The organism is Caballeronia sp. LZ033 (assembly GCF_031451265.1).
Classification (GTDB): domain Bacteria; phylum Pseudomonadota; class Gammaproteobacteria; order Burkholderiales; family Burkholderiaceae; genus Caballeronia.
The window spans coordinates 489559-502221 of record NZ_JARUXQ010000003.1; the positions used below are offsets into that span (position 1 = coordinate 489559).

11 protein-coding genes are annotated in these 12663 nt (G+C 64.1%); 6 read left to right on the forward strand and 5 right to left on the reverse strand.

Annotation, left to right across the window (positions count from 1 at the left end; translation table 11 throughout):
* Window positions 1-164: 164 nt before the first annotated feature.
* Window positions 165-332 carry a hypothetical protein gene (locus tag QCE62_RS23440; protein WP_309923685.1) on the forward strand — a complete coding sequence of 56 codons (168 nt, stop codon included), beginning with the start codon at window positions 165-167 and terminating at the stop codon, window positions 330-332.
* Window positions 333-359: 27 nt separating this feature from the next.
* On the opposite strand, the gene QCE62_RS23445 is transcribed toward QCE62_RS23440, so the two are convergent.
* A complete protein-coding gene (locus QCE62_RS23445) occupies window positions 360-620 on the reverse strand; it encodes a hypothetical protein (protein WP_309923687.1) in 261 nt (86 codons plus the stop codon).
* Window positions 621-826: 206 nt separating this feature from the next.
* Window positions 827-1567: a GntR family transcriptional regulator gene (locus QCE62_RS23450; RefSeq protein ID WP_309923690.1), complete on the reverse strand. Its 741-nt coding sequence runs from the start codon at window positions 1565-1567 to the stop codon at window positions 827-829.
* Between the two features lie 162 nt (window positions 1568-1729).
* On the opposite strand from QCE62_RS23450, the gene QCE62_RS23455 reads away from it, so the two are divergent.
* The 5 genes from QCE62_RS23455 to QCE62_RS23475 all read left to right on the forward strand — a co-directional run bounded on the left by QCE62_RS23455 (window position 1730) and on the right by QCE62_RS23475 (window position 9677).
* The gene (locus QCE62_RS23455; RefSeq protein ID WP_309923692.1) at window positions 1730-2950 is read left to right on the forward strand and encodes an aminotransferase class V-fold PLP-dependent enzyme; all 1221 of its coding nucleotides are present in this window, start codon (window positions 1730-1732) and stop codon (window positions 2948-2950) included.
* On the forward strand, window positions 2947-3711 hold the full coding sequence (locus tag QCE62_RS23460; protein WP_309923694.1) for a 2-keto-4-pentenoate hydratase: 765 nt from the start codon (window positions 2947-2949) through the stop codon (window positions 3709-3711). The genes QCE62_RS23455 and QCE62_RS23460 overlap by 4 nt, the downstream gene beginning before the upstream one ends.
* A gap of 25 nt (window positions 3712-3736) precedes the next feature.
* Complete coding sequence (locus tag QCE62_RS23465; RefSeq protein WP_309923696.1) at window positions 3737-6790, forward strand: FAD-linked oxidase C-terminal domain-containing protein; 3054 nt, start codon at window positions 3737-3739, stop codon at window positions 6788-6790.
* A gap of 250 nt (window positions 6791-7040) precedes the next feature.
* Window positions 7041-8330 carry an MFS transporter gene (locus QCE62_RS23470; RefSeq protein WP_309923699.1) on the forward strand — a complete coding sequence of 430 codons (1290 nt, stop codon included), beginning with the start codon at window positions 7041-7043 and terminating at the stop codon, window positions 8328-8330.
* 198 nt (window positions 8331-8528) lie between these two features.
* Complete coding sequence (locus tag QCE62_RS23475; protein WP_309925263.1) at window positions 8529-9677, forward strand: DSD1 family PLP-dependent enzyme; 1149 nt, start codon at window positions 8529-8531, stop codon at window positions 9675-9677.
* A 7-nt stretch (window positions 9678-9684) separates the two neighbouring features.
* Here the strand turns inward: QCE62_RS23475 and QCE62_RS23480 are convergent, their stop codons facing one another.
* From QCE62_RS23480 to QCE62_RS23490, 3 genes are all read right to left on the reverse strand, one after another.
* Window positions 9685-10722, reverse strand: coding sequence for an FUSC family protein (locus QCE62_RS23480; protein WP_309923701.1), 1038 nt, complete (start codon window positions 10720-10722; stop codon window positions 9685-9687).
* A 175-nt stretch (window positions 10723-10897) separates the two neighbouring features.
* On the reverse strand, window positions 10898-11542 hold the full coding sequence (locus tag QCE62_RS23485; RefSeq protein WP_309925265.1) for a LysE family transporter: 645 nt from the start codon (window positions 11540-11542) through the stop codon (window positions 10898-10900).
* Window positions 11543-11709: 167 nt separating this feature from the next.
* Entirely contained in the window at window positions 11710-12438 is a 729-nt protein-coding gene (locus QCE62_RS23490) for a hypothetical protein (RefSeq protein WP_309923704.1), read from the reverse strand.
* Window positions 12439-12663: the final 225 nt, after the last annotated feature.

The window sequence follows — 12663 nt, forward strand, 5'->3', positions numbered from 1 at the left end:
TGAACGCCGATCTTAACCCCTTCGGCCAGGCTGACCGGCCTGCACGGGAAGCGGATGAAGCAGCGGCGCACTCATTCCCTGCTAAGTCTCGGCGATGACAATGCTTCTCACAGGCAGCACAACCCGCAGCCCGATCCAGCCAACGCAAGATAAAGGAGCTTGTCATGAACGCCTTCTCGATCAGCATCGCCGCCATCCTCTTGACCGCCGCCCTTGCCGCCGTAGCGCCCGTCTCGCACTATGCGCAGCACGAAATCGCCGCGCTGCGCGCGCACGAAGCCAACACCCGCGCCCTGGTGCAGCCGGGTGCGGGAAGCGGTCTTCAGGCCTGAGAGGGCAGGTGATATAGCGAAGGTGCGTTACGGGCGGCGCGCAAGCTGCAGGGTTTGCGCGTTCACGAGCTGTTTGAACTCCGCATCCTGGGACAGCAGCTGGCGCGCACTCATGATCAGTTGCGGGCAGCGGTCCCACTGATCGGAACGCACGATGCAGCGCGACAGGACATCGGTATAGATGGGACGCATCCCTTCCCGGTCATGGCCGGCGGTGAGATGGGCGAGGCGGAATTTCTCGTCGCGCGTGAGACTGCGGCTGAGGCAGTCGACAGTCTGCCGGTCCATTGCGGCTTGCGCCGCTTCGAAATCCGGCGATCGGTAGGTAGCGAAAGCTGTGACGGCAAGCACCGCGCCGAGTGCAATGCACGCAGCTCGAAATCTGGTCAAGTTGATCCCCGATGGAAGGCTCTGACGGCCAATCGGGTCGTATCCTACCTTACATCTGACGTTATGGTGCGGACGCTACATTACTTCGTGTGGTCTGACGCGCGTTAGTCTCCAGCCGACTTTCTTTTCCTTGCCGCCGGCGCCTTCACTGTCGTCAGCGTGCGTTCGGCCAGCACCGCATCGCGCTTGGAAAGCAGGTGCCGGCGCAGGATCTCGCCCATGCGCTTGCTGTCGCGCGTCTCGAGCGCCTCGATCATGTCTTCATGATCGTGAATGGCGCTGTCCCACTTGGGCGTCTGGAAATTCGAGCGAAAGCGCAGCGCCATCAGGCGACGGTTGATCGATACGTAGGTCTGGCGCAAGGCCGTATTGCGCGCAGCTTCGTTGATCCTGTCGTGGATGGCCTGATTGCGGCTGTAATAGCCGGAGAGGTCGTTCTGCGCGCGGCAGGCGAGCATTGCATAGTGCAGCGCCTTGATTTCCGCGATTTCGAGCGGCGTGATGCGCTCGCACGCCAGTTCGCCTGAAAACGCCTCGAGCCCGCTCATCAATTCGAACATCTCGCGAATTTCCAGCTCGCTCATTTGCGATACCGACGCGCCGCGATTCGGCGAGATATCGATAAGGCCTTCGGCCGCCAGCACCTTGAGCGCCTCGCGCAAGGGGGTGCGCGAAATCCCCAGCGTCTCGCAAAGCTTGCGTTCATTGAGCTTGACGCCAGGCGCGAGCAAGCCTTCGACGATGAAGCCGCGCAAGTGATCGACAACGGTGTCGTGCAGGCGCAGACGCTCGACCCTGGGCAGCGACTGGGCGAGATGGGATGACGGTAAATCGGGATTTTGCATTCAATACCTCGAGTTTCTTTTGCGGCAATTTTAACCCAGCCCTAACGGAAAAAACCGCCAGCGGGTTATCCCTAGGCCGTTCGGCCTATGTTTTCCTTTACCCCGGCAAGTCACCGCGTTATTGTATTTTGCATGCAAAATCACATTTAAGGACGCGATTTCATGCTCAAGCTCGACTTCCATCCCGCCGGCCGTCACTTCCTTCAGATTCCCGGACCGAGCCCGGTGCCCGACCGGATCCTGCGGGCGATGAGTTATCCGACCATCGATCATCGCGGTCCGGAGTTCGGCGCGCTGGGGCTGAAGGTGCTGGAGGGCATCCGGAAAATCTTCAAGACGGACCAGCCCGTGGTGATCTATCCGGCGTCGGGGACGGGAGCATGGGAAGCGGCGCTTTGCAACACGCTGAGCCCGGGCGACACGGTGCTGATGTATGAGACCGGCCACTTCGCGACGCTGTGGAAGAAGATGGCCGAGAACCTCGGGCTCAAGCCGGAGTTTCTCGGTTTGCCGGGTATCGAAGGCTGGCGGCGTGGCGTGCAGGCGGACCAGATCGAAAAGCGTCTGCGCGAGGACACGCAGCATGCGATCAAGGCGGTCTGCGTCGTCCACAACGAAACCTCGACCGGGGTGACCTCCGACATTGCCGCGGTTCGCCGTGCCATCGATGCCGCTTCGCATCCTGCATTATTAATGGTGGATACCATTTCCGGGCTGGCCTCGGCGGATTATCGGCATGACGAGTGGGGCGTCGACGTGACTGTTTCCGGCTCGCAGAAGGGGCTCATGCTGCCGCCGGGAATCAGCTTCAACGCGGTGTCGCGGAAGGCGCGCGAGGCAGCGAAGCGCGCGACGCTGCCGCGCGCGTTCTGGGACTGGACCCACATCATCGAGATGAACCAGCAGGGCTACTGGCCCTATACGCCGAATACAAACCTGCTTTACGGGTTGTCCGAGGCGCTCGACATGATTTTCGACGAAGGGATTGACCAAGTCTTCGCCCGGCATCAGCGGCTGGCGGCCGCCTGTCGTTCGGCGGTCACGGCCTGGGGGCTCGAGATCCAGTGCGCGGATCCCGCGGTCTATTCGCCAGTGCTGACCGGCGTGATGACGCCCGAGGGCGTCGATGCCGATGCCGTGCGCAAACTCATCTACGAACACTTTGATCTTTCGCTGGGGACGGGCCTGGGCAAGGTGAAGGGCCGCATGTTCCGCATCGGGCATCTGGGCGACTGCAACGATCTCACGCTGATGGCCGCGCTCACCGGCTGCGAAATGGGCCTCAAGCTGGCGGGCGTCGCGCTGAAGGGCAGCGGCGTAACGGCCGCGATGGACTATCTGACGAGCCACGTCGCAAAGCCAGCGTTCAAGGCGGCTGCATGAGCGCCGCATTCGACGCCCACGCGCTCGCTCGGCTTTTCGTGGAAACGCGCGCGCATCGCGCGCAGCTGAATTCGCTCCCGGCGGGCTTGCGTCCCGGTCATTCCGACGAAGCCTGCGCCGCGCAGGATGCCACGTTGCGCGCGCTGGATGCGGCCATCGGCGGATGGAAGGTGGGCGCCAAGTCGGCGGACGGACCCATTCAGGGCGCGCCGCTTCCTGCCAGCGGCGTGCAGCCGTCCGGTGCGCGCCTTGCGATGTCCGCGTTCGGCCGGGCAGGTCTCGAACTCGAAGTGGCCTTCAGGCTTGGACGGCGTTTCGAGCCCGGCAGCGGGCCGTATGCAGAAGAGGAAATCCTCGCGTCGATCGAGTCGGTGCATGCCGCGATCGAGATCGTTGCGAGCCGCTTCGCCGCGTGGCCCGATGTGGACAAGCTCTGGCAACTCGCGGATCTGCAGAACCACGGCGCGCTGATCGTGGGCGACGGCGTCCCGTACGACGCTTCCTATCCATTCGTCGCGCCGGTCATGACGTTCGAATACGACGGCGCCCCCCTGTTCGACGGCACGCCCGCCAACCCGGCGGGTGATCCGCGCAGATTGCTGGCGTGGACGGTGAATCACTGCGTGTCGCGCGGACATGCGCTCGAACGCGGCACGGTGCTGACGGCGGGCTCGTACACCGGCATGGCCTTCCCGAAGGCGCCCGGCACGGCGCTGGGCAGGATCGAAGGTCTGCCGCCCGTCGAATTGCATTTCGCATAACGCATTCAGCATTCAGACAGCGACAATGCTCAACTCTCCGACCGACCGGCTCGTCAAACCTATCCATCTGATGCCCGCTTCGGCGCGCGCTCGTCCGGGGTCGTCGCCGACGCCCTTGCAGGCGCGCCTCCAGCGCGAACTGAAGGGCGACGTGCTGTTCGATCCGGCGTCGCGCGGACGTTATGCGACCGATGCGTCGATCTACCAGATCATGCCGCTCGGCGTCGCCGTGCCGAGGGATCAGGCGGACCTGCGTCTGGCGTTGCAGATTGCCGCGGATCAGGGCGCGAGCGTGCTTGCGCGCGGCGCGGGTACGAGCCAGTGCGGGCAGACGGTGGGCGAGGCGCTCGTCATCGATACGACGAAGTGGCTCAACAACATCGTTCACTTCGACAAGGAGGCGCGCACCGTCACGGTCGAGCCGGGTGTCGTGCTGGATCATCTCAATGCGTGGCTGAAACCGCACGGGCTGTGGTTTCCGGTGGATGTATCGACGAGCGCGCAATGCACGATTGGCGGGATGGCGGGCAACAACTCGTGCGGGTCCCGGTCGATGGAATACGGGATCATGGTGCACAACGTCGACGCCATCGATGCGATCCTCGCCAACGGCCATGAAACGCGCTTCGGCAAGCTCGCGGACATGCCGCAGGACGCGCGTACCCGGGATCTCGTCGAGGCCGTGCGCGGCATTGCGCTGCGCGAACGCGCTGAACTGCGTGAACGCATCCCGAAGGTGTTGCGGCGCGTGGCCGGCTACAACCTCGATCTGTTCGACTGCCAGAGCCCGCTGCCCTTCAACGATGACGGCCAGCCCAACCTGGCCAATCTGCTCGTGGGTTCGGAGGGCACGCTCGCGTTCAGCCGGCAGTTGACGTTGAAGCTTGCGCCGTTGCCTGCGCACAAGACCTTGGGCGTGGTGAACTTCCCGACCTTCTGGGCGGCGATGGACATGACGCAGCACATCGTCAAGCTCGGCCCGGTTGCGGTGGAGCTGGTGGACCGCACGATGATCGACCTGGCTATGTCCAATCCCGCCTTCCGTCCGGTGATCGGCAAGGCGCTGACTGGCAATCCCGAGGCGATATTGCTCGTCGAATTCGCAGGCGCCCACCGCGATGAGCAAGTGACCAAGCTGGCCCGGCTCGTTGAACTGATGAGCGATCTCGGCCTGCCGGGTTCCGTCGTCGAAATGCCCGAAGCGGGCCCGCAAAAGGCGCTTTGGGAAGTCCGCAAGGCCGGGCTGAACATCATGATGAGCATGAAGGGCGACGGCAAGCCGGTGTCCTTCATCGAAGACTGCGCGGTGCCGCTCGAACATCTCGCCGACTATACGGCGCGGCTGACGGAAGTGTTCCGCAAGCACGGCACGGAAGGTACGTGGTACGCGCATGCGAGCGTCGGCACGCTGCATGTGCGGCCGATCCTCGACATGCGCCGCGACGGCGCCGGCAAGATGCGCGCGATCGCGGAAGAGGCCGCGGCCATGGTGCGTGAATACAAGGGCGCGTATTCGGGCGAACACGGCGACGGGCTGTGTCGCGGCGAATGGGTGGCCTGGCAATACGGTCCGCGCATCAACGAAGCGTTTCGCGACATCAAGCAATTGTTCGATCCGGAGAACCGGCTGAGCCCGGACCGGATCGTGGCGCCGCCAAAGATGGACGATGTCGCGAATTTCCGCTTTCCGCCTTCGTATCGCGAGCGCGCGGTCGAACCGTTGCTCGACTGGTCGGCGTGGAATGTCACGCGCGATCCGCTGACGGGCGACGAAGGCGCACCGGGTTCCGGCGGCGATCGTTCCGGCGGTCTCGCGAAAGCGCTCGAAATGTGCAACAACAACGGCCATTGCCGCAAGTTCGACGCAGGCACGATGTGTCCGAGCTATCGCATCACGAAGGACGAGCAGCATGTCACGCGCGGCCGCGCCAATACGCTGCGTCTGGCTCTATCGGGGCAACTCGGCGAGGCCGGCCTGGCCAGCCAGGATGTCAAGGAAGTGCTCGACCTGTGCGTGTCATGCAAGGGCTGCAAGCGCGACTGTCCGACGGGTGTCGACATGGCGCGCATCAAGATCGAGGCGCGCGCGGCCTGGACGAAGCGGCATGGCTTGCGGCTGCGTGAAAGACTGATTGCGTATCTGCCGCGCTATGCGCCTCTTGCGAGCCGCATGCCGGCGCTTGCCAACGGGCTCGAGGCCAACATGCCGGGCGCGGCGCGCTGGCTGAAGACGAAGCTGGGCCTTGCGCCGCAGCGTGGCCTGCCGCGCTTCAGCACGCCGTTTCTCGGCGACGCAGCCGCAAAACAAGTTGCATCCGCAACCAAAGAGGTCCTGCTGTTCGTCGATACGTTCAACAACTACATCGAGCCTGAGAACGCCCGCGCTGCGCAGCGGGTGCTCGAAGCGGCGGGCTACGCCGTGCATCTGAACGTGAAGGCGGGTGAGCGGCCGTTGTGTTGCGGGCGCACGTTCCTGTCGGCGGGACTCGTCGACGAGGCGAAGGCCGAGGCGCGCCGTACGCTCGATGTATTGCTGCCGTTTGTCGAGCGCGGCGTGGCCATCGTCGGACTCGAGCCGTCGTGCCTGCTCTCGTTACGCGACGAATTCCTTGGCTACGGCTATGGCGAAGCGGCGCGCAGGCTTTCGGAGCACGCATTCCTGTTCGAGGAATTCCTGGTGCGCGAAAAAGCGCAAGGGCGATTGCATCTTGAATTCAATATGCTGGATGCAAAGAAGGCGCTGCTGCACGGACATTGCCATCAGAAGGCTTTCGACGCCGTGCGTCCGATCGAGCAAGTGCTGGGCTGGATTCCGGGCCTTAGCGTGAAAACGATCGAATCGTCGTGCTGCGGCATGGCCGGAAGCTTTGGCTACGAGGCGGAACATCATGCGGCGTCGCAAGCGATGGCGGAGTTGTCGCTCCTGCCGGCGGTGCGCGAAGCCGGCGACGCGCTGATCGTGGCGGACGGGACGAGTTGCAGGCATCAGATCGCGGAGGGCGCACAAAGAGACGCACTGCACGTGGCGCGCGTCCTTGCCATGGCATTGCATACACGGGCAACGGATTCAAGAGACTGAATACAGCTTCATCCATCGACGCACACATCGAGCACACAAGCGGGCCGTAATGAGCCGCGAAGGAGACGAGACATGACATCACTGCGCAAGCCCCGCATCCGCAAGCTGCGTCGCCGCATGCAATAGCCGCCTTAGGCCGGCTGCCAGCAATCTCATCCGACGTACCCAAAGGAAGTCCCGCATGACGTGATGACCGGAGCCCGGCCTGCGCAGGGCGCCGTGTTCACGCACGCGGCTACACAAGGAGACGATGATGTTCCGTCGAGCCACGACGCGCGTGCTGCTGCTGCTATGCGCGATGTATTTCATCACCTATATCGACCGCGTGAATGTCAGCACGGCGGCCAGCCAGTTCGGGGCTGAACTGGGTCTTTCGCATACGCAGGTCGGCTTTGTGTTTTCGGCCTTCGCGTACCCGTATCTCGTGTTCCAGATCATCGGCGGCTGGGTAGGGGACCGCTTCGGGCCGCGCCGCACCCTGACGCTGTGCGCGATCATCTGGGCCGGCGCCACCGTGCTGACCGGCCTCGCGGGCGGCTTCGCGTCGCTCATCGTGGCGCGAGTGCTGCTGGGCCTGGGCGAAGGCGCGACCTTCCCGACGGCGACGCGCGCGATGTCCAACTGGATGCCGGCCGATCAGCGCGGCTTTGCGCAAGGGACTACGCATGCCGCATCACGCATCGGCAATGCGGTTGCGCCGCCGCTCATCGTGTGGCTGATGGTGGCGACGAGCTGGCGCGGCGCGTTCCTGGTCACGGGTGTCATCAGTTTTGCGTGGGCCATCGCCTGGGTGTTCTATTTCCGCGACAACCCGCGCGACCATCCGCGCATCACGGAAACCGAATGCGCCACCCTCGCCACGTATTCCGGCGTGAAGGAGCGCGCGCCCGTGCCGTGGCGTACGCTGCTGGGCCGCATGGCGCCGGTGACGGCCGTGTACTTCTGCTACGGCTGGGTGCTCTGGCTGTTCCTTGGCTGGATTCCGCAATACTTCCTGCACAGTTATCACATGCAGCTTGGCAAGTCCGCGCTGTTCGCGTCGGGCGTGTTCTTCGCGGGCGTGCTTGGCGACTGGCTCGGCGGCTCGGTCACGGATCGCATCCTGCGCAAGAGCGGTAACGTGCGCCTCGCCCGCAACGTGATGGTCGGCGTGTGCATGTTCCTCACGCTGCTGTCGCTTGCACCGATCATGTTCGTTTCCAACATTTCGATCACACTCGCCGCCGTCTGTCTGTCCGCGGGCTTCTTCTTCAACGAGATGACGATTGGCCCGATGTGGTCCGTGCCGATGGATATTGCACCCAAGCATTCCGGTACCGCGGCCGGCATCATGAATTCAGGTTCGGCGCTGGCGGCGATCATCAGTCCGGTGGTGGGCGGCTGGCTGATCGACCGTACCGGCAACTGGAACCTGCCATTCACGGTTTCAATGATCCTGATGGCGGCGGGCATCATCCTGTCGTTCATGATGCGGCCCGACCGGGTGCTGGAGGTGCAAACGGAAGGGCAGGATGCAGCGCACGCGCGCAAGTTCGTCTAGTTGGGTGAATGCCGCGGTTCAATGCGTTTTGCATGCATTGGAGCGCGGCAAATGGAGCCTTCTTGCAGCGTTCAGACCGAGGCCGCGCAACCCGTAAACACCCGCAACGACAAAGCTGGAATTTTGCGTAATGCATTCATCATGCCGCATGCAGCGATATGATCGGAAACTGACTTCACATTGACTCCCGCCATCGCCATGACGCTTGCGCCTCCACCCGCCGCCCGATCTGGCGATCCGCTCACCTCAATTGCCACGCCGTCGCTCCTGCTCGACCTCGAAGCCTTCGAGGCCAACCTCGCCGCGATGGCGGCATTCGCCGCTCATCAGGGCGTCGCGCTACGCCCGCATGCGAAGGCGCACAAGTCCAGCGAAATCGCGAAGCGGCAGATCGAGGCCAGTGCGGTGGGCGTGTGCTGTCAGAAGCTCTCGGAGGCGTATCCGTTCGCGGCAGCGGGTATTCGGAGCATTCATGTCAGCAACGAGTTCGTCGGCGCCGACAAACTGGCGATGGCCGTCGAACTTGCATCGCACGTGCGGCTCTCCGTGTGCGTCGATGCGCTGCCGCAGGTGCAGGCCCTTGGACGTGCAGCGGCCGAGGCCGGCGTCAAGATCGACGTGCTGTCCGAAGTCGATGCAGGACAGCATCGCTGCGGCGTCACCGGTGAGGACGCCTTGCTCGAACTCGTGGACGCCATCGCGGCGCAGCATGCCCTGCGCTTCGCCGGCATCCAGGCGTATCACGGCGGCATACAGCATGTCGTCGACTGGAATGCCCGCAAGACCGCCGCTGGCCACGCGGCCGATATCGCCGCGGGCTACGTCCGGGCGCTGGACGCGCGCGGCGTGCGCTGCGGCGTCGTGACGGGCGGCGGCACCGGTACGGTCGAATTCGATGCTACGAGCGGCGTGTTCACCGAATTGCAGCCGGGCTCATACCTTTTCATGGACGGCGACTACGGCGGCATCGGCTGGGACGGGGCATTGCACTGGCGCCATAGTCTGTTCGTGCTTTCGACCGTCATGAGCGCGACCCGTCCAGGCATGGCCGTGTGCGACGTCGGCTTGAAAGGGCTTGCGGTGGATTCAGGCTTGCCGCGCAGCGCCCACTGGCTCGACGGCCGCAGCGCGCCCGTGTTGAATTACGTTGCCGCGAACGATGAACACGGCATGCTGCATGCAAAAGACCATCCCGAGAACGATTTCGGAGCGCTCGTCGGGGAACGTCTTCTGTTGCCGCCGGGTCATTGCGATCCGAGCGTCAATCTCTACGATGAGTACGTCTGCTATCGCGGTGGGCGCGTCGTCGACATCTGGCCCATCGACGCACGCGGCCTCTCACGCTAGCTCCGCGTCACTTGGGCGGATAGAGCGTGCTGATCAGCGCATCGAGATCGGCGACGATGAGACCGATGACGAATTGCGCCGCTTCCTGTGCTCCGTGAGTCGGCGCCTGCGCGGCGAGCGCCGTCTTCAACGCGCTGACTGAAGCCCGCGCCTGCTCCAGTTTGTCGCCATCCTGCTGCGGCGATGCCAGCACGCCTGCCAGCAACTCGAAGAGCGCCTGCAACGTCCGGCCCATATCGCCGAGACGCGCCGCGCAGGATTGCCGGTCCAGCCCCGCCACGGCTTTCGCGAGAAAAGTCGTGTCGCTGTGCAGGCGCTGCAGAAAGGGCGCAGCCTTGTCGATGCCATCGGAGCGGCTGTTATGTACGAGCACGATGATGTGCTCGCGCTCCGCTTCCTTCAGGGCGTCGTCGAGCGCCTTCTGTGCAGCCACGCTTTGCGCTTCGAGTTGCGATTCGCGCGCCGCGTCCTGCGCGCCGGTCAGATAGAGGCCGATGAGCTGGCCGAGACTTCTCAGCGTATCGGCGACGCTGCGATGCGCGGCCCGCAACGCGCGATTCGGCCAGAGCGCGGTCACGACAAACGCGGAGATGGCGCCAATCAGGATCTCCAGCACGCGATGCAGCGGGCGCTCGAACGGTGAACCTGAACCTGCCGGAATCAGCACGACGATCACCAGCGTCACACAGGCCAGCCGGAACGCGGGACGCTTCGCGCTGACGGCCGCAAGCGGGATCAGGGCAACAGTGAAGACCGCGAGCGGCGGCGCGCCATACTGCATCGCGACGATGCCGAGCACGCCGGCCAGCGCACCGATGCACGCGCCGATGATCTGATCCCGCGCCGTGTCCACGGCTTGCGTGAGGCTCGGCTGTGTGACGACGACGAGTGTCGTGATGAGCGCCCAATAGCCTTCGGGCAGTGCGGCGAGACGCGCGGCGCTGTAACTGATGGCGCAGCTCATCAACGTGCGCAACAGACGGCGTGCTTCGGGTGCGCCGAAGAATGCATGCAGGCGGCGCCGGGTGCGGGTGATCGCAATCATGCTTGGCATGGTGTCGACGAACGGGTCGGTGCTGCATTATGCCAAGGTGTCATGCCGCAAGCCCGCGCCATGCACAAGAAAGCAGGTGAGTCAGCGAAACGAAAGGAACACGACGCTCGCCTTCAGTCTTTTGCATTCAAGATGCCGGATGGCGTTTTGTGTCCTGCATGCAAAATCACAAGCCGGCTTTGCCCGCGGTCAACAGCAGCCGCAAGCCGAGCGCCGCAATGACGCCTGCCGCGACGCGATCGATCCACTTTTTCGCTCGCAGATAGAGGTCGCGCGGCCGCTTGCTGGAGAAACCCAGCGCGACGATGGTGTACCAGCCAGTCTCGATGGCGAACACCATCGGCGGCAGGACGAAGTAGCACCACAGCGGCGGGTGCTGCGGCAGGAGCGCCGCGAAGATGCTGCCGTACCAGATTGCGGTCTTCGGATTGCTCAGTTGCGTCGAGAGGCCGAGCCAGAACGATCTTCCGGGGCTCTGTTTGCGGGGCGAGGCATCGGTTGGAATCGACACCTGCATGGGACGGGCAGCGCCGCGCCAGATGTTCCAGGCGATGTAGACAAGGTACAGGCCGCCGGCTGCCTTCAGAGCCACATACAACCATTCGACGGCAACCAGCAGCGTGTACAGCCCGGCGAGCGCGATGCCGCCGAAGAAGATGCCGCCAACGCCCATGCCAAGCGCCGTCGCCAGTCCGTCGGCGCGCGAAACGCCGATCGAGTTGCGCGCCACGACCACGAAGCTCGGACCGGGAATCATCGCGCCCAGCAGCAGGGAAAACAGAATGGCGAGTACGGCGTTCGAAGCATGCATCGAGGCGGACATCGTATCGACTCCTTGTATGAGGCATGCAAAACGCATGATGCAATACGCGTGATGCAAAGCGCATGATGCAAAACGCACGACTGCATGCTGCATGCATGATACGCCCGGGCAACACGCACACCTCGGGCAGGACGCGTCGTGTACGACGCCCCCGGCTATTTGACGAGCCGCAGCCGCCGCGTCACGATCGACCCGTCCTTGCGGTCGACGAGCCATGCCGCCGCGACGCTGCCGTTCAATGTCGAGGTTCTGCGCGTGATGTCGGTGGGTTCTTCCTCGGAGGGGGCGCTGTGCGTGACGTCGTCCGTCAGGTAGGGCGGTTCGAGGGCGCACACGAGGACGATCGCGAAATCGCCGTCGCCGTGTTCATGCGAGAAGTTCGGCAGCAACGCCCGGCCCGTCACCGTGGTGCGCGCGCCGCCGTCCGGTTGCAGTTGAATGACGTCGAAGGTCTGCACGAACCCCTTTGCTCTGGCTTCGGCCGCGACGACGAGCTTGCGGCCGCTTTGCCCCTTGACCGTCTGCTTCAGCAGGATGGCGTTCGGGTTGCCGGGCGCCGCGAGCGACACATTGACCGTCAGAACTTTCTTCTTCGACTGATAGCGCACGCCGTATGTCACTGGAATGACGAACACAAAAGTGCGGTCTGCCTGCGTGGCGCCCGCGCCCTGCCGCTGACTGGCGCCCTGTACGCCGCGTGCAACCGATGCGCCGTGCTCCCATCTGCGGAACGGCTGTGACAGGAACGTCCGCACCCGGCTCGTGATCGAGGGCGCCTGGCCCGGCGCGGGGCGGCCGGCGAGTGCGTCCCGCACGTGCTCGGGATCGTCGCCCGCGAAACCGGGCGGCAACGACTCCACCGCAAGAATGTTTTCACTCGTCACCCCGCTCGCAGCACCGGTCGTCCGTTCCGCGTGCGCGCCATGCGTCTCCGCGGCGCGCGCGGAGGCGCAGCAGCATAACAATGCCCAGACGGCACAGGCGACAAGGCGTCTTTGTTTCGAGAAAAGCACGTACTTCTCCTGGCGCAGGACGCCGAATCCACGATATAGGCCGTATCTTAAATGGAAGCTTCTGCTTTGGCAGTCTGGCTCGCAGCGGACGCAGCC

Bases quoted from the DNA above. Each gene is read 5' to 3' on its own strand.
- QCE62_RS23485 (WP_309925265.1), bottom strand. From the start codon at position 11,542: ATGCATGCTTCGAACGCCGTACTCGCCATTCTGTTTTCCCTGCTGCTG.
- QCE62_RS23440 (WP_309923685.1), top strand. From the start codon at position 165: ATGAACGCCTTCTCGATCAGCATCGCCGCCATCCTCTTGACCGCCGCC.
- QCE62_RS23460 (WP_309923694.1), top strand. From the start codon at position 2,947: ATGAGCGCCGCATTCGACGCCCACGCGCTCGCTCGGCTTTTCGTGGAA.
- QCE62_RS23480 (WP_309923701.1), bottom strand. From the start codon at position 10,722: ATGATTGCGATCACCCGCACCCGGCGCCGCCTGCATGCATTCTTCGGC.
- QCE62_RS23455 (WP_309923692.1), top strand. From the start codon at position 1,730: ATGCTCAAGCTCGACTTCCATCCCGCCGGCCGTCACTTCCTTCAGATT.
- QCE62_RS23475 (WP_309925263.1), top strand. From the start codon at position 8,529: ATGACGCTTGCGCCTCCACCCGCCGCCCGATCTGGCGATCCGCTCACC.
- QCE62_RS23445 (WP_309923687.1), bottom strand. From the start codon at position 620: ATGGACCGGCAGACTGTCGACTGCCTCAGCCGCAGTCTCACGCGCGAC.
- QCE62_RS23470 (WP_309923699.1), top strand. From the start codon at position 7,041: ATGATGTTCCGTCGAGCCACGACGCGCGTGCTGCTGCTGCTATGCGCG.
- QCE62_RS23465 (WP_309923696.1), top strand. From the start codon at position 3,737: ATGCTCAACTCTCCGACCGACCGGCTCGTCAAACCTATCCATCTGATG.
- QCE62_RS23450 (WP_309923690.1), bottom strand. From the start codon at position 1,567: ATGCAAAATCCCGATTTACCGTCATCCCATCTCGCCCAGTCGCTGCCC.